Annotated in this window: 26 protein-coding genes and 3 tRNA genes; 12 read left to right on the top strand and 17 right to left on the bottom strand. The window is 54.2% G+C overall.

Annotation, left to right across the window (positions count from 1 at the left end; translation table 11 throughout):
- Window positions 1–221: 221 nt before the first annotated feature.
- The 8 genes from UTO39_RS09870 to UTO39_RS09905 form a co-directional block, all read right to left on the bottom strand.
- Window positions 222–704 carry a DUF2501 domain-containing protein gene (locus tag UTO39_RS09870; protein ID WP_061099324.1) on the bottom strand — a complete coding sequence of 161 codons (483 nt, stop codon included), beginning with the start codon at window positions 702–704 and terminating at the stop codon, window positions 222–224.
- Between the two features lie 84 nt (window positions 705–788).
- Window positions 789–1,526, bottom strand: coding sequence for a DNA replication protein DnaC (gene dnaC / locus UTO39_RS09875; RefSeq protein ID WP_061099323.1), 738 nt, complete (start codon window positions 1,524–1,526; stop codon window positions 789–791).
- Entirely contained in the window at window positions 1,523–2,068 is a 546-nt protein-coding gene (gene dnaT / locus UTO39_RS09880) for a primosomal protein DnaT (protein WP_061099322.1), read from the bottom strand. The genes dnaC and dnaT overlap by 4 nt, the downstream gene beginning before the upstream one ends.
- A gap of 148 nt (window positions 2,069–2,216) precedes the next feature.
- Window positions 2,217–2,645: an organic hydroperoxide resistance protein gene (locus tag UTO39_RS09885; protein WP_013095463.1), complete on the bottom strand. Its 429-nt coding sequence runs from the start codon at window positions 2,643–2,645 to the stop codon at window positions 2,217–2,219.
- 84 nt (window positions 2,646–2,729) lie between these two features.
- Window positions 2,730–3,182, bottom strand: coding sequence for a MarR family winged helix-turn-helix transcriptional regulator (locus UTO39_RS09890; protein WP_028015419.1), 453 nt, complete (start codon window positions 3,180–3,182; stop codon window positions 2,730–2,732).
- A 41-nt stretch (window positions 3,183–3,223) separates the two neighbouring features.
- Entirely contained in the window at window positions 3,224–3,865 is a 642-nt protein-coding gene (locus tag UTO39_RS09895; protein WP_266179327.1) for a TetR family transcriptional regulator, read from the bottom strand.
- 67 nt (window positions 3,866–3,932) lie between these two features.
- Window positions 3,933–4,406 carry a threonine/serine exporter gene (locus UTO39_RS09900; protein WP_020885295.1) on the bottom strand — a complete coding sequence of 158 codons (474 nt, stop codon included), beginning with the start codon at window positions 4,404–4,406 and terminating at the stop codon, window positions 3,933–3,935.
- Window positions 4,397–5,173: a threonine/serine exporter ThrE family protein gene (locus UTO39_RS09905; protein WP_061099320.1), complete on the bottom strand. Its 777-nt coding sequence runs from the start codon at window positions 5,171–5,173 to the stop codon at window positions 4,397–4,399. Before UTO39_RS09905 ends, UTO39_RS09900 begins: the two co-directional genes overlap by 10 nt.
- A gap of 411 nt (window positions 5,174–5,584) precedes the next feature.
- On the opposite strand from UTO39_RS09905, the gene UTO39_RS09910 reads away from it, so the two are divergent.
- Window positions 5,585–6,322 (top strand): LuxR C-terminal-related transcriptional regulator, encoded by a 738-nt coding sequence (locus UTO39_RS09910; protein WP_061099319.1) that lies wholly within the window; start codon window positions 5,585–5,587, stop codon window positions 6,320–6,322.
- Window positions 6,319–6,954, top strand: coding sequence for a DNA-binding transcriptional activator BglJ (gene bglJ / locus UTO39_RS09915; RefSeq protein ID WP_061099318.1), 636 nt, complete (start codon window positions 6,319–6,321; stop codon window positions 6,952–6,954). The genes UTO39_RS09910 and bglJ overlap by 4 nt, the downstream gene beginning before the upstream one ends.
- Window positions 6,955–6,992: 38 nt before the next feature.
- On the opposite strand, the gene UTO39_RS09920 is transcribed toward bglJ, so the two are convergent.
- Window positions 6,993–7,451, bottom strand: coding sequence for a YbaK/EbsC family protein (locus tag UTO39_RS09920; RefSeq protein ID WP_023331967.1), 459 nt, complete (start codon window positions 7,449–7,451; stop codon window positions 6,993–6,995).
- Between the two features lie 328 nt (window positions 7,452–7,779).
- Here UTO39_RS09920 and UTO39_RS09925 point away from each other — a divergent pair, with 328 nt between their 5' ends.
- Window positions 7,780–9,126, top strand: coding sequence for a PTS sugar transporter subunit IIC (locus tag UTO39_RS09925; RefSeq protein WP_061099317.1), 1,347 nt, complete (start codon window positions 7,780–7,782; stop codon window positions 9,124–9,126).
- 97 nt (window positions 9,127–9,223) lie between these two features.
- Here the strand turns inward: UTO39_RS09925 and fhuF are convergent, their stop codons facing one another.
- Window positions 9,224–10,012, bottom strand: coding sequence for a siderophore-iron reductase FhuF (gene fhuF, locus UTO39_RS09930; RefSeq protein WP_320727093.1), 789 nt, complete (start codon window positions 10,010–10,012; stop codon window positions 9,224–9,226).
- Between the two features lie 94 nt (window positions 10,013–10,106).
- Window positions 10,107–11,171 carry a GGDEF domain-containing protein gene (locus UTO39_RS09935; RefSeq protein ID WP_061099315.1) on the bottom strand — a complete coding sequence of 355 codons (1,065 nt, stop codon included), beginning with the start codon at window positions 11,169–11,171 and terminating at the stop codon, window positions 10,107–10,109.
- Between the two features lie 216 nt (window positions 11,172–11,387).
- Between UTO39_RS09935 and UTO39_RS09940 the strand changes: the two genes are divergently transcribed.
- Complete coding sequence (locus tag UTO39_RS09940) at window positions 11,388–11,657, top strand: DUF1435 domain-containing protein (RefSeq protein WP_266179324.1); 270 nt, start codon at window positions 11,388–11,390, stop codon at window positions 11,655–11,657.
- A 41-nt stretch (window positions 11,658–11,698) separates the two neighbouring features.
- On the opposite strand, the gene UTO39_RS09945 is transcribed toward UTO39_RS09940, so the two are convergent.
- The 4 genes from UTO39_RS09945 to rsmC form a co-directional block, all read right to left on the bottom strand.
- Window positions 11,699–11,785, bottom strand: a tRNA-Leu gene (locus UTO39_RS09945).
- Between the two features lie 33 nt (window positions 11,786–11,818).
- Window positions 11,819–11,905, bottom strand: a tRNA-Leu gene (locus tag UTO39_RS09950).
- Window positions 11,906–11,933: 28 nt separating this feature from the next.
- A tRNA-Leu gene (locus UTO39_RS09955) sits at window positions 11,934–12,020 on the bottom strand.
- 174 nt (window positions 12,021–12,194) lie between these two features.
- Window positions 12,195–13,223: a 16S rRNA (guanine(1207)-N(2))-methyltransferase RsmC gene (gene rsmC / locus UTO39_RS09960; protein ID WP_320727094.1), complete on the bottom strand. Its 1,029-nt coding sequence runs from the start codon at window positions 13,221–13,223 to the stop codon at window positions 12,195–12,197.
- A 102-nt stretch (window positions 13,224–13,325) separates the two neighbouring features.
- On the opposite strand from rsmC, the gene UTO39_RS09965 reads away from it, so the two are divergent.
- The 8 genes from UTO39_RS09965 to UTO39_RS10000 all read left to right on the top strand — a co-directional run bounded on the left by UTO39_RS09965 (window position 13,326) and on the right by UTO39_RS10000 (window position 19,688).
- Window positions 13,326–13,739, top strand: coding sequence for a DNA polymerase III subunit psi (locus UTO39_RS09965; RefSeq protein WP_041911296.1), 414 nt, complete (start codon window positions 13,326–13,328; stop codon window positions 13,737–13,739).
- On the top strand, window positions 13,708–14,151 hold the full coding sequence (gene rimI, locus UTO39_RS09970) for a ribosomal protein S18-alanine N-acetyltransferase (RefSeq protein ID WP_320727095.1): 444 nt from the start codon (window positions 13,708–13,710) through the stop codon (window positions 14,149–14,151). The genes UTO39_RS09965 and rimI overlap by 32 nt, the downstream gene beginning before the upstream one ends.
- 19 nt (window positions 14,152–14,170) lie before the next feature.
- A complete protein-coding gene (gene yjjG / locus UTO39_RS09975) occupies window positions 14,171–14,848 on the top strand; it encodes a pyrimidine 5'-nucleotidase (RefSeq protein WP_061099311.1) in 678 nt (225 codons plus the stop codon).
- 91 nt (window positions 14,849–14,939) lie between these two features.
- Complete coding sequence (prfC, locus tag UTO39_RS09980) at window positions 14,940–16,529, top strand: peptide chain release factor 3 (protein WP_320727096.1); 1,590 nt, start codon at window positions 14,940–14,942, stop codon at window positions 16,527–16,529.
- 300 nt (window positions 16,530–16,829) lie between these two features.
- On the top strand, window positions 16,830–17,447 hold the full coding sequence (gene osmY, locus UTO39_RS09985) for a molecular chaperone OsmY (protein ID WP_028015434.1): 618 nt from the start codon (window positions 16,830–16,832) through the stop codon (window positions 17,445–17,447).
- Between the two features lie 127 nt (window positions 17,448–17,574).
- Window positions 17,575–17,736, top strand: coding sequence for a DUF1328 domain-containing protein (locus UTO39_RS09990; RefSeq protein WP_003856556.1), 162 nt, complete (start codon window positions 17,575–17,577; stop codon window positions 17,734–17,736).
- Window positions 17,737–17,856: 120 nt separating this feature from the next.
- On the top strand, window positions 17,857–18,909 hold the full coding sequence (locus tag UTO39_RS09995; RefSeq protein ID WP_151413465.1) for a patatin family protein: 1,053 nt from the start codon (window positions 17,857–17,859) through the stop codon (window positions 18,907–18,909).
- Window positions 18,906–19,688, top strand: a complete 783-nt coding sequence (locus UTO39_RS10000) for a TatD family hydrolase (protein WP_320727097.1) — start codon at window positions 18,906–18,908, stop codon at window positions 19,686–19,688. Before UTO39_RS09995 ends, UTO39_RS10000 begins: the two co-directional genes overlap by 4 nt.
- Here UTO39_RS10000 and UTO39_RS10005 read toward each other — a convergent pair.
- Together UTO39_RS10005 and UTO39_RS10010 are read right to left on the bottom strand one after the other, a co-directional pair.
- On the bottom strand, window positions 19,683–20,543 hold the full coding sequence (locus UTO39_RS10005; protein WP_320727098.1) for a YjjW family glycine radical enzyme activase: 861 nt from the start codon (window positions 20,541–20,543) through the stop codon (window positions 19,683–19,685). The two genes, UTO39_RS10000 and UTO39_RS10005, sit on opposite strands and share 6 nt — an antisense overlap.
- On the bottom strand, window positions 20,518–22,053 hold the full coding sequence (locus UTO39_RS10010; RefSeq protein ID WP_320727099.1) for a YjjI family glycine radical enzyme: 1,536 nt from the start codon (window positions 22,051–22,053) through the stop codon (window positions 20,518–20,520). Before UTO39_RS10010 ends, UTO39_RS10005 begins: the two co-directional genes overlap by 26 nt.
- Window positions 22,054–22,221: the final 168 nt, after the last annotated feature.

A 22,221-nucleotide genomic window follows, 5' to 3' on the forward strand; every position in this document is an offset into this window, starting at 1 on the left:
TTTGGTAAGACAATGTAATGGCGATGTCGTTTAGCTGCAATTTTAGTGTCACGAAAGTGTGCTGTTGTTAGGATTTGGTTTATAAAATCGTTTTTATGAGGGTGGTCGCATCCTGACAAACGGACGCTGAGACGGTGGCAGGTAGGAAAAACGCTCGTTTAACGCCGCGATGCAAGCCTATCGCATTAAACGCGGCGTGTTGTGGCAGAAAATGGGGCGGATCAGGAGATGAAATTAACGCCTTGTTTCAGCACCAGATCGCAGGCTTTGGTTTTCACCTGTTTTGCCAGAGAGGAGTTGCCGAGGGTGCTCAGGTTAAGCTGTTGGCCGTTTTGCGCGTTAAGCAGGCCCTGAATGCCGTCCATATAGCTGGTATCCGCTTTTTGCTCCTGCGTGTCGAGGCCCAGTTTACCCAGCACCTGGTTTTTCACGTTTTGCGCATCGGTCACCGAGGCCAGCTTTTGCTTCGCGCAATATTCCAGAATCCCCGCCGCGTTGTTCATCGTGCCCGCGCTCAGGCTCTGGGAGCTGTTGCTAAGCAGGCTGGTGAGAGAAGAGGCCGAGAGCCCGCCCTGGGCGCTGCCGCTCTCTTTGGTCAGCTCATTTGCTGCGCTTGACAGGGACTCCTGCCACGAAGCCGCTTGCGCTGCGCCGGTAACCAGCAGCGCGCCTAAAAAGGTGCTGATAAGAATCTGTTTTTTCATAATGGCTTTCTCAAAAAGGTCCGTTTTGGGCCGGAAGGGGTTCCAGTATATACCTGCGCCCTGCTGGCGATTCCTGGAACTGTCTTAATACTCTTTGCCGGTAACGCGGCTGCGGTAACTGTCCCAGTCGAAGATGACGTACAGACTGTTGCCCAGCTTCATGCGGTCCATGACGCGTTCGCCCAGTAGGCGGGTCATCTCGTCAATGTTGTGGTTCGTCAGCATGCCGGTGGGACGTTTGGACGAAGAGCGGCGATCGACAATCTGGTTAATGATGACCTTTTCATAACGGGATTCCGTCTGAACGCCAATCTCGTCGATGACCAGGAGATCCACATTGCTCAGATCGTTAAGCAGCTGCTCTTCGCTGGTTTCACGGTTGCTGAAGGTGTCTTTCATGGCGGACATGATGTCGGCCACGGTGATGATGAGAACTGATTTACCGCGCAGAAGCAGCTCGTTGCAGATGGCGGCTGCGAGGTGGTTTTTTCCGGTGCCGGGCTTGCCGCTAAAAATGAAGCTCGCGATATTGCCGTCAAATTCATCCACGTACTGACGCGCGGCGGCAAGCGCGTTCATCTGCCCGCTGGTCTCAATTTTATAGTTATCAAACGAGCAGTTCTGGTGCAGGGGACGAATACCGGAGCGGTTAAAGGTGCGCTGCATTTTCATCGCCCGGTTTTCGCGGGCGAGCGCGGCGGCACGAATTTCACCTTGCTCCTTTTGCCACGCCAGCAGCTCTTCACCCGTAGTGAAAGCGGGCTTCACGTTGGCTGGCATCATTTTTTGCAGACGTTTCATCAGGTCGCCGACGTTCTTCATTTCGCACCTCGGAATCCGCTGGGGATCTGTTTATCCGGTTCTGAAAACGCGTTGATGTCGCGCTTTGGCTGCCCATTGTTGCTGGCGCGGGTAATTTGAAGATGACGCGCGAGCTTTTGCTGCCACTGAACGTGGGTGAACACTTTGCCTTCCGCCTGCCACCAGGCGATAAACGCGGCGAGCTCTTCCGCGGTGGCTGGCTGGGTTAACGCAATGCCCCACAATGCAGCCTGCCGCTGGAAATCCACATCAGGCTGCCAGCCCGCGTAAAGGGCAAATTTGCCCATCGGAACGGTCAGTGGGGTATTAACCGGTTCTTCAAAGAACTGGTTATCCAGCGTGACGTCGCTCGCCGGGCGTGACAACTGCGCTTCGATCTCCAGAAGCTGCGCCAGACGTTCCGGCGTGATTGCGTAAAACGCCGGCGCGTTGTCGGCAAAAACCGCAACCGTGCCGCCTTCGGCGTGGGTCAACACACCGCGTGGGTCGCGCATAAAGGCATCAATGCCAGCAATGCTGGTGGTCAGAATTCTGGAGGACATAACGCTTACTCAACTGATTACTACGGGCGTGATATGGGCTTATGGTAGCACAGAGAGGGGGAGGGGATGGAGGGGATTTCCCCGGTGGCGCTGCGCTTACCGGGACTAGAGTCGTAGACCTGAAAAGCGCAGCGCCATCAGGCAGTTATCATGCGATGATATTCAGGGTCACGTCGATGTTGCCGCGGGTCGCGTTAGAGTAAGGGCAAACGATATGCGCCGCGTCGACCAGCTTTTTGGCTTCCGCAGGATCCATACCTTCAACGTGGATATTCAGTTTTGCTTCGATACCAAAACCGGTTGGCAGCGGGCCGATACCCACTTCGCCTTCAATAAACGCCTCTTTTGGCAGGGTAAATTTGTCGCGCGCCGCCACAAACTTCATCGCGCCCAGGAAGCAGGCAGAGTAACCCGCGGCAAACAGCTGCTCAGGATTCGTGACTTCTCCACCCATGCCGCCCATCTCTTTCGGCACGCCCAGTTTAACGTCCAGAACACCATCGGAAGAGGTCGCGCGGCCGTCACGGCCCCCGGTGGCTTTTGCTTTGGCGGTATAAACAACTTTTTCTAAAGACATGGCAGGTTCCTCATCTTACTTTTGTATGTGCTATTAAATAGCGTGCGATATATGTGGCTAAATAAAGACGCGTAAAGTATAGCCTTACGCGCGTTGAATCTGTTGCCGCAAAAGTTCCAGCTGCTGCTTGAGCGCTAGCATGGTGTCGGTGTCACACTGTGCGGCGCACCCCACCGCATGTGGGATACCCAATGCCTGCTGCTGAAGTTCACGTCCGGCTTCAGTCAGCGTGACGGCGACCTGACGTTCATCTTTACGCGAGCGGTGGCGGTTGATTAGCCCGGCGCTTTCCAGACGCTTCAGCAGCGGCGTCAGCGTTGCGGAGTCAAGGAAAAGCCGTTCACCGATGTCCGACACCGTCACGTCATCCTGCTCCCACAGCACCAGCATCACCAGATATTGCGGGTAAGTCAGGTTCAGCGGCGCCAGCAGTTGCCGGTATAGCTTATTAAGCGCCAGATTTGCCGAATAGAGGGCAAAACAGAGCTGGTTATCCAGCAGGAGCGCAGCGGTCGTGTCGTTCGTTTTTGCGTTCATGATATGAATATAGATTGTGTGCAATTTAATTGCAAGCAATTTTATGGGCAGGTATAACGCAGCGCCACCTGAACGGCCATTTTACGGTAGTGCTGGCGCTGGGCCTGCTCGTCTGCACCCTCTTCAAACAGCAGGGTGAAGGTGTAGCTGTTGGCAACGTAGTGAAAGCTAAAGCTGCTGATCAGACGGTGAAGGTCGCGGGCGTCAACCGTCTGGCTGAATAGCTGTTTTTCTTTGCCCCGGCGCAGGATCCCTTCCAGCAGGTCGAGCGCGCTGCGGTTGACCTGACGCAGATAGTTTGACTGCTGCATAAAACGGCCGCGCTGCATGTTTTCCATGCAGATAATGCGGATGTAATCCGGGTGGTCGGCGTGATAGTCAAAGGTGGCTTCAACCAGATGGACCAGCGCTTCGACGGGAGGCATATCCGCCAGGCTAAGCGCCTTTTCACTGGCGCGAATTTGGGTGTAAACGTATTCCAGGACGAGAAGGTAGAGGTTTTCTTTGTTTTTAAAATGGTAAACCACCATGCGTTTGGTGGTACCCGCTTTCTCCGCGATCTGCTCCATGCGGGCGCCGTTCAGTCCAAATTCGGCAAACAGCGCGATAGCGCTCTGAAAAATCTTCTCCTTCAGGCTCGATTCTTCACTGTGTTCTGGGTTTTCGCTGCCAGGATTAGCCACAACCTTTCCTTATTTTTACCAAACGGACCAGAAAGATTATCTCCACGGCAGCGAAATAACACAAATATCAAACGCGCGGGCGTTTGCGGTAGAGCCATAGCCCGGGTATCGACAGCCCGATAGAGAGCGCGCCGACGATGGAGGACGCCTTAAGAAAGTTGCTCAGGAGAAGAATCATCTGCGGCTCGGTGTAGCCAAAATGGCTGATTTTCACCGCGGAAATCATTGCCGTATAGGCAGATATGCCGGGGAACATCGGGATAACGGCGGCGACGGTGAACACTTTCGGATGCGCCAGATACCAGCGCGACCACTGAATACCGATGCTGCCGACCAGCATAGAGGCCATAAACGTCGACCATTCGATGTTAAAGCCCGCCGTCATCATCACCATTCGCGAGCCGTGGCCAATTGCGCCCAGCAGCGCACACCACGGCAGAGCGCGTTGCGGAACGTTAAATACCATCGCAAAGCCGACGGCAGGAATGGCGGCCAGGAGCATGTCCTGTGCCAGCGCCAGCAGAAAATCTATCACGCCCATCCGCGTAGCCCCCACAGCGTCATCGCCATCACCACGCCGATGCAGGTCGCCAGCGTCAGCAGGCTGGCGATAGCCCAGCGTGCCAGCCCGGTATTGATGTGCCCTTTAAACATGTCGGCGACGGCGTTAATCAGCGGGAAGCCCGGCACCAGCAGAAGCACGCTGGCGGCCATCGCAATCGTCGGGGTCGCGGCAAACTGCGGCAGGCGCAGCAGCAGGCCGGACACCGTGGTGGCAACAAACGCGGTGATGCAGAAGTTAATTTGCGGGTGCAGCTGCCGGTGCGTCAGCAGCTGGCGCACGTACATGGCGATGCTGCTGGCGAAAAAGGTGACGATCGCGCCGTCCCAGCCGCCTTTGTTGAGCTTACAAAAACAGGCGCACGATAGCCCCACCATGAGGACGACCAGCCAGCGTGGGTAACGTAATGGCTTGATTTGATTAAAACGTTTTTCAATCTCCTTGAGATCGAGAAGTTTATGCTCAGCCAGGATGACGATGTGCTGGACCTCGGTTACAACGTGCATGTTAATGCCTCGGTCGTGGTTTTTACGGGTGGACGTCAGACACTGCCCGTCTTTAATGGTGGTCAGCACAATGGCGTTGGATGAGATAGCGCTCTCAACGCTGTCCATCCCCAGCGCCAGCCCCAGCCGGGTTGAAAGCTCCTCGACCAGCGCGCTTTCCGCGCCGTGCTGGAGCAGGAAAAGACCGCACTGAATACAGAGCCGCGTGATAGCACGCTGCGTTGACCGATCTGACTGCATGTATTGTCCCGAAGATAAGGTGGATGGTTGCCGGTTGGCCCGTAATGCCTACTTTTAGCACAAAGTGCGGTGACCTTTGCTGTGGACCAGATCAAGGTTTGTGCAAACAGTGGTAAACCCCGTCACGAAAGACTTTTGGTTTAATTTATTAATTCCGTGAATTATTAATCTAGAAATATAAAATATTTATATTAAGTTATTCTAACTTTATATTGTCGTTATTTTAATGGCTGCGGAATTAAATTTATTTGCGCTTTGTGAGATATTAGCGCTGTTTTAGGCGTTTCTTAAACTAAGAAAATATCTCATCTTCTGCTTGTATTAATCCGTTTTACACTCAGGGACGAAAATACTTCTACATTGATGCGTTTTAAGGTTACTCATCAAATGAAAAATGGACACGGAGGGTCTATGTTATCACTGCCTGGTAAGCATGGCGTTGTCATTAGCCGGATACCCGTAATGCAAAATGGGCTAGGGGACGTAATGGCACGTCATTTCCCCGATTTTGAATTGACCTACTGCCGCTCACTGCAGGAATTAACCCTGCTTCAGCTGCGCCGCGCAGACGTGATTATCGCTGATGTTTCAGGCGAATACAGAAACCCACGGGGTACGCTCGAAGAGTATTACCGCTTACTGAACCAATACCGGGATATCCACTGGATCTTTTTGGTTTCCCGGCCGTTTTACCCTATTGCCGTTGAGCTGCTTATGCGGCCGGAAAGCACGCTGCTTTCTGATATGGAACCTATCGAAGGTGTCGTTAACGCTATCCGGGCAGGGAGTGAACGCGCAGAGCGGATAAGCCAGACGTTATTAACCCCAGAACCCGAGGAAAGTGAGGATGACGACGAACACTTTATTGCGCTCACGCACTCAGAACGTAAGGTGCTTCGCCTGTTAGGCAAAGGGTGGGGGATTAACCAAATCGCTACGTTGCTTAAAAAGAGCAATAAAACGATCAGTGCGCAGAAAAACAGTGCGATGCGAAGGCTGTCATTGCGGAGTAATGCCGACATGTACGCCTGGATCAACAGTACACAGGGAATGAGAGAGCTGAGTTTAATGTCAGCCTATGGAGAGTTTGAGGAATGGAAAAAACCGATTCAACAAGACATATCGCCATCATCGAAAATTGCTCGATGAGTGCGGTCGGGCTGCAGCATCTTTTTACGCAGTCTGAACTCAGCCAATATCAACTGCACCTGTTTAATGATTTTGATGGCTTTAAGAAAGCACTGCATCACGTGAATTTTTTCTCGCTGATCTATTCGCTTTCCGACGCGCGAGAAGAACGACGTAACTGCCTGGCGCATCTGCGGGATCTCGCGTTTACGCATAGCCATATTCAGCGCATTATCCTGGTCTCGGATGAGATGGAGGCGCGGTTGATTAGCCATCTTTCGCCTTCACGTCTTCACGGTGTGGTCAGTAAATCCGTGACCCTTGAACACCTGCTGAAGGAGCTAGTGGTATTGTTGAGCGAAACGCTGCGCATTAATGACAATATGCTTAACCACTGGTACTGCAGTCAGAACCGAATGTTGAGCCCAACGGAAAGAGCAATTTTACGTTATATGTCATGCGGATATTCCATCCCTGAAATCGCGGCGCAGCTTGAACGCAATATCAAGACTATTCGCGCGCATAAGTTTAATGCGATGGTGAAGCTGGGGGTGAATTCTGACGTAGGGTTGCTTGATGCAGCGGATATTCTTACGCATCTCCCGGTTAGAGAACCGCGAACTGCCGGGCTAAGCAAACCGACATTTTTGTAACCCGCCTTTTGCGCGCCAGATACGCTCTGGCGCATCATTCAGATGCACACATCAACCCACTTTGCGGATGTCAGCTCTGCCATTCTGTCTGGAGAAATACGTACGGCACTGTGGATTGCGCCAGCGGCGGGGAGCACTTCAGCGTATTGTTTTAACGAGATATCGCAGTAAACCGCAAGTGGGTTTTCAAGCCCAAACGGGCAGACGCCACCAACGGGATGACCAGTAACGGTAACCACTTCATCACTGCTGAGCATGCGTGCTTTCGCGCCAAACGTGTCTTTCAGTTTTTTGTTATCCAGGCGTGCATCACCCTTCGCCACGACCAGAATCACCTCATTTTTAACCTTCAACGATAGGGTTTTGGCGATTTGTCCCGGCTCTACGCGGTGGGCGGCAGCAGCCAGCGCAACGGTAGCCGTACTCTGGCTAAGCTCAATTACCTCTATCTCCGGCGCGTTGTCGGCAAAAAACTGCTGTACGGACTGCAAACTCATTGTTTCCTCCTGACAAATATCCTGCGTAATCTGTCATAAGAATTTATGCTCTGTAAATATCTCTTAAGTAACAAATATCCAGGATGGCTGATTTCTGGATCCTCTTCACAATCACGGAAACCGGTTACAGTAACCGGTTGCAGAGCGTGATGCGTAGATTAATACTGAGTATGTAACGTCCCCTGTATCCAATAATAAGAGCCAATTATGAAACCATTTCGTCTGAGCAGTACCGCTGGTACGCAAGCCAGCAAGGTTGTGAAGCTGATTTATGGAACAACGTGCGGCGCGAGTGCGCCCGTAATAAACGTCTGACAGGAGATCAACCATGTCTGCCAACCATGCTGCGTTTAATCTGATATTCCGTTTCGTTGAAAATTACGTGAGCCCGATTGCCGGGCGGATCTCGTCCCAGCGTCATGTCATGGCTATCCGTGATGGGTTTATCTCCGCGATGCCGTTCATGATTGTGGGTTCATTTTTATTAGTGTTTGCTTACCCACCGTTTTCGCCTGATACCACCTGGGGTTTTGCGCGCGCCTGGCTGGATATGGCAAAGCAGTTTGAAGGCCAGATCCTGACGCCGTTTGATATGACCATGGGCATTATGTCCATTTATATCTGCGCGGCCATCGCCTACAACCTCGGCAAACATTATGTCAAAACGCACCAGCTGGATCCGTTCATGTGCGCCATGCTGTCGCTGATGGCGTTTCTGCTGGTTGCGGCCCCTAAAACTAAAGGCACGCTTCCCGTCGACAGCCTGGGTGGAACGGGTATTTTTACCGCCATTCTGGTGGCGATTTACTGCGTTGAGATGATGCGTTTCCTGAAAGCGCACAACATCGGTATTCGCCTGCCGGACCAGGTGCCGCCGATGATCAAAAACTCCTTTGACCTGCTGATCCCTGTGCTGGTGGTGGTATTAACGCTTTATCCGCTGAGCCTGTTGATTCAGTCTCAGTTTGACATGCTGATCCCACAGGCAATTATGTCCATCTTCAAGCCCCTGGTTTCCGCGGCGGATTCACTGCCCGCGATCCTGCTGGCGGTGTTGATTGGGCATCTGCTGTGGTTCGCCGGGATCCACGGGGCGGCCATTGTCTCCGGCATGCTGCAGATGTTCTGGTTAACTAACCTTGGTGCTAACCAGACCGCGCTGGCCGCCGGTCAGCCTCTGCCACATATTTTTATGGAAGCCTTCTGGACGTTCTTCATCGTGATTGGCGGGTCGGGTGCGACGATGGGGCTGGTAATTTGCTATCTGCGCAGTCGCTCAGCGCATTTACGCTCTATCGGCCGGTTGAGCGTGGTGCCCAGCTTCTTCAACATCAACGAACCCGTTATCTTCGGTACGCCGATTGTGATGAACCCGGTGTTCTTTATTCCGTTCCTGCTGGCCCCGATGGTTAACGCCGTGCTGGCCTGGGCGGCGATGACGTTTGATCTGATTGGCCGTGTTATTTCCGTCGTACCCTGGACGGCACCGGCGCCAATAGGCGCAGCATGGGCCCTGGGCTGGGATTTCCGCGCCGCTATTCTGGTGGTCGTTCTGGCCTGCGTATCGGCAATCATCTACTTCCCGTTCTTTAAAGTGTACGAGAAACAGCTGCTGGAGCAGGAAGCGGAAGAAGCGCAGCGTAACGCGGAAGAGGACAATCAGCAGGTGGCCTAGGTAAAAGCAAAACGGCAACTTTCAGGTTGCCGTTTTTGGTGTTTGTTCCCTCTCCCCGTGGGAGAGGGGCAGGGTGAGGGCATCGGGCCGCACCCTACTACTTCAGCGTGCAATCCCCGCACTGCTTAACGTCCGGCAAGCGATAGCGCTGACAGCAGGTGCGACGCACCAGAAGCCCGTCACGGAGCACAACGGTACGGAATAACGGGTTATCGCGGCCATCGGAAAGCTGTTTAGCAAAGAAGCAGGACTGGCGCAGGGCCTCCACTTTCTCATCGCCGAGCAGCGGCTTCATTTCCGTTAAATACCAGTGAATTAAATACCCGGTATTACTCCAGATAAGCTTCCCGTTGATCTCTCCCGTTGCTTCAAGTGCCTCTACCACTGGGATCAGGGCCTGGATGACAAGCTGTTCCAGACGTTCCTGAGCAAAGAACTGCTCTGCGCCGCGATCTTCGTGCAGATCGATCCAGAAACAGGCTGCTCGGCCGGTTTCGTGGAACTCGACGTGAAAATGATCCGGGGAGAGCGCCAGCATGCTCTTTTGGGTTAACACCGCCAGCATGAGCGGGGGAACCATCAGCCCGATATACCACTGTGCCCACAGGGAAAGCAGAGGTTTATTTTCCCGCGTTAGGGTCGGCTGATTGCGATAGATATGGTCGGAATAGGTTGCAAGCAGCGACTGCAGCGTAGAGGGCTGCTGCCACTCAGCGAGCGTCATGGCGTGGTGCGGGGGCGCTTCATCAAGCCTGATAAAGTCCAGCAGGTGGGCGCGCGTCTGAGCAATCTTATCCCGTATGGCATCCGCAAGCGACGCATTCCCGCTGGTGAGCGGCGCTCGCCAGAGGAGTGGTTCAACGATGTGTGCGGTATGCGTAGCCATAGTTGAGATAGAAATCTAAATGATAATGATTGCCAATCCTAACTATTGCTCATACCAATGGCAAGACTTTTGTCCTGATTAACCGACGACGCGCTTAAGCGGTTTGTAGCTCTTCACTCAGCAGAATGTTATTGCGACCTAAATGCTTTGCTTCATAGAGGGCTCTGTCCGCTCTCTCCAGCGCGCCTTCCACGTCCTCATTTTCGAAAATGGCAATACCGATACTGATGGTGACGTTGGTGGCGACGCTTTCGTTGAACAGATGGGGGATTTTCAAATCATAGACTTTCTGACGGATCCGCTCTGCCGTATGGCGGGCGTGTTCAAGTGAAATATTCGTCAGCAGCACCATGAACTCTTCCCCACCGAAACGCGCCACAATATCGCGCGAACGGACGGCATCACGAATTGCCGCAGAGACGCGTTTCAGAGCCTGGTCACCCATCATATGGCCGTAATGGTCGTTATAGGCTTTGAAGTGGTCGATATCCATCAAAAGGACAAAGTGTTCGCCGTTTTCTACCGCCGGCAGGTTCTCCAGACGGCTTTGCAGGCCGCGACGATTATAGAGCCCCGTTAGCGGGTCCATCATGCTGAGATCGGTCAGCGTTTCCCGTTCTTCAAGCAGGCGAGAGAGCAGCTCCTGGGCGAAGCGATCGTTGCGCCGTTGCAAAATGTTATGGATAGCAATAGCCACCACAGGAAGTGCGAAAGAATAGGACATTCTTAGCCATATATCCTGGTCGCTTAACCACAGGCAGACAATAAAGGCGGGGAGCGAGTGCAGCGTAAATGCTTTGATATTACTGGCGAAGGCCAGCGTTCCGATAAAAAGCACCGTGAGTAAAGCTATTATCAAATACATCGCCTGGTCATGGGTAATTAGCGAAAATTTCGAATCAATTTGCCAGGCCCACAAAATACCGAAGATTGCTGAAACGGCAGGAATATTTATCTTCCGCGCGCGCTTTTTCCAGTGCCAGACGAACAGGCCAGTACTGATCGCGAAAATAGCAATCAGAGGGGCAGAAAACACGCGTACAGAATAGAGCGGGTTGGTTACCGAGAACACGGCTGACGTTGCGTTCAGAAATAAAAATAAACGTAACGATAATTGATATTTTCTTTGAACCAAAGACCGCCAGGATTGTGATGTCATAGTCGTGCGTTTTTATTAAAATTTAATTAAAACAGATGAATAGGTGTGGTTTCGCACTAAAATATGCAAAAAACTCAAAGCGTAATTATAAGAAAAACTTTATGTGGAGTTAACAGGTGAGCAATTTATCACCTTAGGAAATTTCTGTCATTCTACATAAGGGTAAAGGGCGATCTTTTTTACTTCACTGCGCTGACAAATGATAATTTCTATCATATGATATTGTTTATCATTATCGTTATGAAAGGGCGATGTATGTTGAACAGGGCGCTGGGAAGTGCATGGGGAGTATTGCTGCCGGGCATAATCCTGGGCGGTTTGATGTTTGCCGATCTCTCCATCGAAAGCTGGAAGGCCATCATTGTGTCAGGGCTGCTGATGACGTCAGGCATGATCTGGCATAAGCACCTGCGCCACTATGTTTTACTGCCATCATGCGTCGCATTAGTCAGCGCAATTCTGGTGATAATGATGAGTTTGAAATAACAGGGAAAATAAGAGGCATTACAGAAGGGAAGCAAGATAATTGGTGCGAGGGGGGGGACTCGAACCCCCACATCCGTAAGGACACTAACACCTGAAGCTAGCGCGTCTACCAATTCCGCCACCTTCGCACAGTCATCTTACTATTTTTGATATCGCCTCGTTGGTGCGAGGGGGGGGACTCGAACCCCCACATCCGTAAGGACACTAACACCTGAAGCTAGCGCGTCTACCAATTCCGCCACCTTCGCCCAGTGCGAGCAATATCAACGTGATTTATGGTGCGAGGGGGGGGACTCGAACCCCCACATCCGTAAGGACACTAACACCTGAAGCTAGCGCGTCTACCAATTCCGCCACCTTCGCATACCATCGATACTGTAAAAGTATCGTAACCACGGAGGCGCATTCTAGATGTTTTCAGCTTTACGTCAACAGAAAAGTGCGCGCCTTTTATTGATTGCTGCAAAAATGGACGGAATTGAGACGCCTGCTTGCCGGATGGCGCTGGCGCTTATCCGGCCTGGATTGTATGGCGAATTATTTCTTTGCCTGACGCGTCATCACGGTGCGGTAGACCTTAAAGCGTCCCGTCTGGGCGATCACCTCGTGGAAGCCGAAGGTTTCGTCCAGCACTTTCGGGTACGCCAGGAAGGCGTTCGCGACGATGCGCAGCTCGCCGCCGCTGTTGAGGTGGCGAGTCGCGCCACGGATCAGAGTTTGCGCAGCTTCGAGGCTGGTTTCCATCCCGTCGTGGAACGGCGGGTTGGAGATGATCATGTCAAAGCGGCCGGTGACGTCAGAGAAGACGTTGCTGGCAATCACCTCGCCTTCAATGCCGTTGGCCGCAAGCGTTGCGCGGCTGGCTTCTACCGCCGGGGCGCTCACGTCGCACAGGGTTAAACGCACTTTTGGTGAATGGCTGGCAAGCACCGTTGAAAGCACGCCCGCGCCGCAGCCCACGTCCAGCACTTTGCCTTTGGTGTGCGGCGTCAGGGTGGAGAGCAGCAGCTTGCTGCCAGTATCCAGCGCGTCACGGCTGAAGACGCCCGGCAGGGTTTTGATGGTCAGGCCGTCAAGCTGGTATTCGTCCCAATAAGCCTGAGCATCAAAGGTTGTCTGCTTTTCCAGACGGCCATGATACAGGCCGCAGCGACGCGCGCTGTCGACTTTGGTCAGCGGCGCGTAGGCTTCCAGCATCTGTTCGGCGCTACGGACACCGCTGCGGTTTTCACCGACCACGAAAATATCGCAGCCAACCGGCAGCAGGGAGAGCAGGTTCATCAGCTGGAACTGGGCTTCCGGCTTGTTCTTCGGCCAGTAGTAGATCAGGGTATCGCAGTCGGCAATATCGCTCTGCTCCGCCACCAGGCTGAAGCGCGCGCGCTCGCCCATCTGGCGGCTTAGCACCTGCCAGTGGTGGTAGTATTGGGTGTGGGCACGGCTTTCAGCACAGTCGAAACGCGCGGGCAGGTCATCCTGCATATCTCCGGCAAACAGAATACGGCTTTCTTCGAAATCATCACTGTGACGCAGCAAGACTTCACTTGCCGGGGTAAATGCAGACATGAATTGTTCCTCAATAAACTCAGGCGGGGATTATAGTAGGTAGATGGCGCAGTTTCGACACATTTGCTATATTTGCGCGCCTGAGAGACAGGAGTTATCCCTATGACATCCCGACGAGACTGGCAGTTGCAGCAGCTGGGCATTACCCAGTGGGCTTTGCGTCGCCCGACGGCGTTGCAGGGCGAAATCGCCATCTCCATCCCTGCCCACGTTCGGCTGGTGATGGTGGCGGAAGAACTGCCTGCCCTGAATGAGCCCCTGATCGGTGATGTCCTTCGCAGCCTGAAGCTGACGCCCGACCAGGTCTTACAGCTGACGCCAGAGCGTGTCGCGATGCTTCCTCCTGATAGCCGCTGTAACAGCTGGCGCATCGGAGAGACAAACGACATCTCTCTTCAGGGGAGTCAAATCAGCTCGCCAGCGCTGGACGAGCTGAAAGCCAATCCGAAGGCGCGCAGCGCGCTATGGCAACAAATCTGCGAATATGAACACGATTTCTTCCCTCACGACGCCTGACCTGACCGCAGCGTTCGCGATTGAAACACGCGCCCACGCCTTTCCGTGGAGCGAAAAAACGTTTGCCAGCAATCAGGGCGAGCGCTATCTGAACTACCGTCTGGACGTTGACGGCACCATGGCCGCGTTTGCCATCACGCAGGTGGTTCTTGACGAGGCGACGCTGTTTAACATCGCCGTCGACCCGGCGTTTCAGCGCCGTGGGCTGGGCAGAGAACTGCTTGAGCATCTCATTCGTGAGCTCGAAACCCGTGACGTTTTCACCCTGTGGCTGGAGGTGCGCGCGTCGAATATCGCCGCCATCGCGCTCTATGAAAGCTTAGGCTTTAACGAGGCGACAGTTCGCCGTAACTACTACCCCACCGCAGAGGGACGTGAAGACGCCATTATCATGGCTCTGCCGATTGGATAACGAATATAAGGTTGTAACGATGAAATGGGACTGGATTTTCTTTGATGCCGACGAAACGCTGTTTACGTTTGACTCGTTCGGCGGCCTACAGCGGATGTTTCTCGACTATAGCGTGACCTTCACCGCTGAAGATTTTCAGGACTATCAGGCGGTGAATAAGCCGCTGTGGGTGGATTACCAGAACGGTGCCATCACTGCGTTACAGCTTCAGCACCAGCGATTTGACGTTTGGGCGGAGCGCTTAAACGTCAGTCCAGGCTTGCTGAACGAGGCGTTTCTCAATGCGATGGCGGATATTTGCGCGCCGCTGCCGGGTGCGGTTTCTCTGTTGAATGCGTTGAAAGGGAAAGTGAAACTGGGAATCATCACTAACGGCTTCACCGCGCTGCAGCAAATTCGCCTGGAGCGCACCGGCCTGCGCGATCATTTCGACGCGCTGGTGATCTCCGAAGAGGTTGGGGTGCCAAAACCAGATCCGCGAATCTTCGATTATGCGCTGGCGCAGGCCGGTAATCCCGACCGCGATCGCGTGCTGATGGTGGGTGATACCGCAGAGTCTGATATTCTTGGCGGTATGAAGTCAGGTTTGTCCACCGTCTGGCTGAATGCGCATGGCCGCGTGAAGCCTGAAGGCATTGAGCCAACCTGGACCGTCACGTCATTGACCGAACTGGAGCAACTCCTGTGTAAACAATGATTGCCTGCCCCCCGTTGATGGGTAAAATAGCCGCAATTTTGTATTCCATGATGCGTGGCGTGCTGCCGCGCTTATAAAAGAAGATTTAATTATGACGTTGTCTCCTTATCTGCAAGAGGTGGCCAAGCGCCGTACTTTTGCCATTATCTCGCACCCGGATGCCGGTAAAACGACCATCACCGAGAAGGTGTTGCTGTTCGGACAGGCGATCCAGACTGCGGGTACCGTTAAAGGCCGTGGCTCCAGCCAGCATGCAAAATCTGACTGGATGGAGATGGAAAAGCAGCGTGGTATTTCGATTACCACCTCCGTGATGCAGTTCCCGTATCACGACTGCCTGGTGAACCTGCTGGACACCCCGGGCCACGAAGACTTCTCCGAAGATACCTACCGTACCCTGACGGCGGTGGACTGCTGTCTGATGGTGATCGACGCCGCGAAAGGTGTAGAAGATCGTACCCGCAAGCTGATGGAAGTTACCCGCCTGCGCGATACGCCGATCCTCACCTTTATGAACAAACTCGACCGTGACATCCGTGACCCGATGGAGCTGATGGATGAAGTGGAAAACGAGCTGAAGATCGCCTGTGCGCCAATCACCTGGCCAATTGGCTGCGGTAAGCTGTTTAAAGGCGTTTACCACCTCTATAAAGACGAAACCTACCTGTACCAGACCGGTAAAGGCCACACCATTCAGGAAGTGCGCATTGTCAAAGGTCTGGACAACCCGGATCTGGACGCCGCAGTTGGCGAAGAGCTGGCCGTGCAGCTGCGCGACGAGCTGGAGCTGGTGAAGGGGGCGTCTCACGAGTTCGACAAAGAGCTGTTCCTGAGCGGCGAAATTACTCCGGTCTTCTTCGGTACCGCGCTGGGTAACTTCGGCGTAGACCACATGCTGGACGGTCTGGTGGAGTGGGCTCCGCAGCCGATGCCGCGCAAAACCGACACCCGCGAAGTGGAAGCAAAAGAAGAGAAGTTCACCGGCTTCGTCTTTAAAATTCAGGCCAACATGGACCCGAAACACCGCGACCGCGTGGCCTTCATGCGCGTGGTGTCCGGTAAGTATGAGAAGGGCATGAAGCTGCGCCAGGTGCGTATCGGCAAAGACGTGGTGATCTCCGACGCGCTGACCTTTATGGCGGGCGATCGCTCGCACGTTGAGGAAGCGTATCCGGGCGACATCATCGGCCTGCACAACCACGGTACGATCCAGATCGGCGATACCTTCACCCAGGGCGAGATGATGAAGTTCACGGGTATTCCGAACTTCGCACCGGAGCTGTTCCGTCGCATTCGCCTGCGCGATCCGCTTAAGCAGAAACAGCTGCTGAAAGGCCTGGTTCAGCTCTCCGAAGAGGGCGCCGTGCAGGTGTTCCGTCCAATCGCCAACAACGATCTGATCGTCGGCGCGGTGGGCGTGCTGCAGTTCGACGTGGTAGTTGCGCGCCTGAAGAGCGAGTACAACGTGGAAGCGATTTACGAATCGGTCAACGTGGCGACCGCGCGCTGGGTTGAGTGTTCAGACGTGAAGAAATTCGAAGAATTTAAGCGTAAGAACGAAATTCAGCTGGCGCTGGATGGCGGCGACAACCTGACCTATATCGCGCCAACGATGGTCAACCTGAACCTGACGCAGGAACGTTATCCAGACGTTCAGTTTCGCAAAACGCGCGAACACTAATCCCCTCTCAGAGCACGGCAATCGCCGTGCTCTTCTTTTATTCCTGTCTTATTAGTCCCTTGCGGAATGTTCTTAATTCACCGCAAATTCACGCTATTCGCGCGTTTTTTACTCAATTCTGAAAGCGGCATTGTGAGAGTGATCTATATTTAACTCAGTGTTTAGCACCGGGCGTGGATGAATTAACTGTTCAATGCATGTCGATTGGTTCTCCATTTCACCCGTGTGTTTATTCGCGATATATAAAACTACTAAGGAAGTATTTAGCCCGAATAACGGGTAAAACACAGGAATACATCGATGAATATGACAAGACTGAAGATTTCTAAAACTCTGCTGGCTGTAACACTGGGTAGCGTTCTGGTTAGCGGTTCCGCCCTGGCGGAAAGCAGCACCATGGATAAAGCACAGTCCACGGCCGATACCGCAGGGCAAAAAATCGATAGCTCTATGAATAAAGTCGGTAATTTCATGGACGACAGCTCTATCACAGCAAAAGTGAAAGCCGCACTGGTGGATGATGAAGCCATCAAGAGCACCGATATTTCCGTTAAGACCGACAAAAAGGTCGTTACCCTGAGTGGCTTCGTTGAAAGCCAGGCCCAGGCCGAACAGGCCGTGAAGGTGGCGAAGGGTGTCGAGGGTGTCGCATCCGTGAGCGATAAACTCCACGTTCGCGACGGTAAAAACGCGTCGGTGAAAGGTTATGCCGGTGATGCCGCTACTACCAGCGAAATCAAAGCTAAACTTTTAGCAGATGACATCGTGCCGTCTCGTAAGGTGAAAGTGGAAACCACCGATGGCGTGGTTCAGCTTTCCGGTACGGTTGATTCACAGGCGCAAAGTGAACGTGCCGAGTCAATTGCGAAAGCCATTGATGGTGTGAAAAGCGTTAAAAACGATCTGAAAACGAAGTAATTCTGGACCATTCGCCCGACAGGCTAAATCCTGCGGGCGAAATAAGAACGACTCTGGAAAAACGCCGGTGAGTGACCTGAGCGCTCACGTTTAGCGGCCGACATTAACTATGGTAAAGGAGAAGCTTATGTTTCGTTGGGGCATTATATTTCTGGTTATCGCGTTAATTGCCGCCGCATTGGGCTTTGGTGGACTGGCAGGTACAGCGGCATGGGCAGCTAAAATTGTCTTCGTCGTCGGTATTATTCTGTTCCTGGTCAGCCTGTTTACGGGGCGTCGACGTCCATAGCAAACGCAATATTCCTTCAACAAAATAAAGCCAGTCACTGCGACTGGCTTTTTCTTATTTGCGTTACAGGTCGGGTGCGTTACTGTGGAGTGATAAAATAATCAAAACAGGAAAGCAGAGGTGGGGCAACGAATTCCCGTTACGCTCGGCAATATTGCGCCGCTGACGTTAAAACCGTTTCGCGCGGGTCAACTCGCACTGGTCTGCGAGGGGGGAGGGCAGCGCGGCATTTTCACCGCCGGCGTGCTGGATGAATTTATGCGCGCGCAGTTCAACCCGTTTGACCTCTACTTCGGCACGTCCGCCGGGGCGCAGAATCTCTCTGCCTACGTCTGTAACCAGCCCGGCTACGCGCGAAAAGTGATCATGCGCTACACCACGGCGAAAGAATTTTTTAACCCGGTGCGCTTCGTGCGCGGCGGCAACCTGATCGATCTCGACTGGCTGCTGGAGTCGACCTCCAGCCAGATGCCGCTGGCCATGGATACTGCCGCCCGCCTGTTTGATAGCGGCAAAGAATTCTGGATGTGCGCCAGCCGGGGCGATGACTACTCGCCGGGCTATTTCTCACCGCAGAAGGAGAACTGGCTGGACATCATCCGCGCCTCCAGCGCCATTCCCGGTTTTTATCGTACCGGCGCGCTGCTGGATGGCATCAGCTATCTGGACGGCGGCATCAGCGACGCGGTGCCGGTGCAGGAAGCCGCGCGGCGCGGGGCGAAAACCATTGTGGTGATCCGTACCGTTCCGTCGCAAATGTATTACACCCCCCAGTGGTTTAAGCGGATGGAGCGCTGGCTGGGCGACAGCAGCCTGCAGCCGCTGGTGAACATCGCGAAGCAGCATGAAACCACCTACGGCGCGATGCAGCGTTTCATTGAGAAACCGCCGGGTAAGCTGCGTATTTTCGAGATCTACCCGCCTAAGCCGCTGGTCAGCATGGCGCTGGGCAGCCGCGTCCCTGCGCTGCGCATGGATTACAAAACGGGGCGGCTGTGCGGGCGTTACTTCCTGGCGACGGTCGGCAAAATGCTGGCGGAGCAACCGCCTCTGTATCGGCATAAACGCATTATTACGCCACCTGCAATTGTCGCCAACGACGCCCTGACCATGCCGCTGGTGGATATCCCACAGGCGAATGACGCTTTACTGGATAACGAGGATCTGGCGTGACGCACCGCTTTGTTGATACCCATTGCCACTTTGATTTTCCGCCGTTTACCGGGGATGAAGCGCAAAGCATTGCGAAAGCTGCCGACGCCGGCGTGCAGGCCATCATTGTGCCGTCGGTTGAGGCTGCCTATTTTTCCCGCGTGCTGGATCTTTCCACGCGATACCCCGCGCTTTATGCCGCGCTCGGCCTGCATCCGATTGTCATTGAGCGCCATCGTGATGAGCATCTTGTAGAGCTGGATCGGGTGCTGCAAAGTGCGGGAGAGAAACTTGTCGCCATCGGCGAGATCGGCCTCGATCTCTATCGCGAAGATCCGCAGTTTGAACGCCAGCAGACGATCCTCGACGCGCAGCTTCGGCTGGCAAAGCGCCACGATCTGCCGGTGATCCTCCACTCCCGACGCACCCACGACAAACTGGCGATGCACCTGAAGCGCATCGACCTGCCGCGAAGAGGCGTAGTGCACGGTTTTTCCGGCAGCCTGCAGCAGGCGCAGCGTTTTATTGAGCTGGGCTATAAAATTGGCGTCGGTGGCACCATCACCTATCCACGCGCCAGTAAAACCCGTGACGTGATGGCGCAGCTGCCGCTGTCGGCGCTCCTGCTGGAAACCGACGCGCCGGATATGCCGCTGAATGGTTTTCAGGGGCAGCCGAATCGCCCGGAACAGGCGGCACGGGTGTTTGACGTGCTGTGCGAACTGCGTCAGGAACCTGAAGAGGCCATTGCCGGCGCGCTGCTCGAAAATACCCGTTCGGTTTTTGGCATCACGCTATAGATAAAGCGCCGGACGAATCACCGTTATCTTCTGTTTTTCCAGCGCTCGCGCCAGCGGCTCAATATCCTCCGGCGTGGCGCTGCGCCATGACGCCGCCTCGCCGTAAACCCCGTGCGCATGAAACGCGTTAATACGCACCGGAACATTCCCCAGCCCGTGGATGAACGCGATCAACGGTTTGATATGTTCCAGATAATCACACTGTTCCGGGATGACCAGCAGGCGGAGCTCCGTCAAACGGTGACGGTCTGCCAGCCAGCGAATGCTCTCCTTAATCTGCGGGTTATCGCGTCCGGTCAGAAAGCGGTGATGTTCATTCCCCCACGCTTTGAGATCCAGCATTGCGCCATCCAGCACCGGCAGCAGTTTTTGCCAGCCGGTTGCGCTTAGCAGACCGTTGCTGTCTACCAGGCAGGTGAGGTGATGCAAGGCGGGATCGGCTTTGATCGCGGTGAACAGGGCGATCAAAAACGGCAGCTGCGTGGTGGCCTCGCCCCCGCTGACGGTAATGCCCTCAATAAAGGGGGCGGCTTTTCGGATCTGCGTGAGGATCTCCTCCACGCTCAGGCGGTGCGCCATGGGCGTGGCCTGCTGCTGGCACAGGCGCAGGCAGGTGTCGCACTGCTGGCAGTGACTTTCCTGCCACCAGACGCGCCCGGCCTGAATGGTCAGCGCGTCGTGCGGGCAGCGGGGGACGCAGTCCCCGCAGTCGTTGCAGCGCCCGATGGTCCACGGGTTGTGGCAGGTTTTGCAGCGCAGGTTGCAGCCCTGAAGGAACAGCGCCAGGCGGCTGCCCGGCCCGTCCACGCAGGAGAAGGGGATGACCTGACTAACTAAAGCGCATCTGCTGTTCATGGCTTATCACGCGCGGCTGACGTTCCAGAATACGGGTATTGCGCGCGGCCTCTTCCCCCAGCCACGTGGTGTTAGTTCTCGAACCCGCTTCCCGGTATTTCTCCAGATCCGACAAGCGAACCATATAGCCGGTCACGCGCACCAGATCGTTACCGGCCACATTTGCGGTGAACTCACGCATACCGGCCCTGAACGCGCCCAGGCAAAGCTGAACCACCGCCTGCGGATTGCGTTTTACCGTCTCATCCAGCGTTAAAATATCGCTGATCCCGGAGTGATAGTGTTTATGGTGCGGCGCTACGGCCAGCAGATGACTGATAGGATCCGGCTCGTCGCCGTAGGGCAGGCGAGCGCCCGGCGTTGTGCCCGAATCGGAGCTGATGCCTGACTGGGCGTGCAGCATCGCGCGATGTTTCCAGCCGTGCTTCACCGGCGTATTTTCAACAAACGCCGCAAGCTGTTCGCTGATGCGATAGCCCAGCGCGTTGGCCTGCTCGTCTTTACCGTAACGCCCCGCCATGCCTGCTTTCTCGCACAGCAGGTTCACCGCTTCGGCAAGACCGTACATGCCAAACATCGGCGCAAACCGATCGGCATCAATCAGCCCCTCTTTCACCAGAAAGCTATTCTCAAAGAAGCCGGATTGCTCATACAGGAACTCGCAGCGAGCATCGATGATGGCGATTTGCTGCTGGCAGTAGTGCGGTAGCGTGCGGGTGAAGAAGTCGTCAACGGATGTGCTGTGTTCGGCGATTGCCTTGAGGTTAAGGCGCACCAGGGTGCTGCCACCGCCCGCCAGCGGCAGAGAGTTGTAACAGCTCACCACCCCAAAACGGCCTTTTGTGAAAATTTTATCATTCACCGGACCGTTTGAAATATGCGGCTTGCTGCATTCACAAATATTTTTTGCCACCTCAAGCAGCAGATCGTCCGGGGTGATCTCAGGATCGTAGATAAAGGTCAGATTGGGCGCAACCTGCTTCAGTTCGGTATCTGCACGCAGAATGGCACGGGTGACAGGGCCGTCGGCGGGCCCGATGTTGGCGTGCATAAACGCATCGGGCAGCGTTCTGTCGAGATAGCGCCAGAAACGTTTTATTCGGCTATCGATTTCTTCTTGTGTTAGAATTCTAACATACGGGTTCAGAATCGCGTCGAGCTGGCCGAGATACACCGGCATTGATGTCACTGAAGGAACATGGTGGTAGAGAATGGTTAACAGCGAGAGGGCGTCATCAAGATCTTTCGCGCCTTCCAGCTCCAGCCATTCCGAACCGTTAGCCAGGAATTTTTCATAATCCGGCAGCACGTAGCGCGGTTTGTAGGGCGCATGGCCTTCGAACATGTCGCAGATAAACCCCTCGTCCAGCGCGGCGCGTGCCGCCTCTGGCAGAGCGGGATAGGGCAGATTGTTTTCCGCCTCCAGCGCCAGAAAATGACGTTTTTGCTCCGGGGTTAACACCGGGCTTGTCACAATGTGCTGGCAACGTTGTTGCAGGGCGTCGGGCATGTTCACTTCCTTGAATGTTCTGCGGATGATGAACGAATTGTAGAAAGCCAGCCTGCCGGCGCTTTTGATCCAACTAGGGGTATCGCTGCTTTAGCCAGCAATTTGCACGCTAAAGTTTGAATAAGATCTCATTACAGTAATGCAAATTTGTACGCAGCTTTCATTAAC

Source organism: Enterobacter sp. 118C5, from assembly GCF_034107645.1.
Classification (GTDB): Bacteria; Pseudomonadota; Gammaproteobacteria; order Enterobacterales; family Enterobacteriaceae; genus Enterobacter; species Enterobacter nematophilus.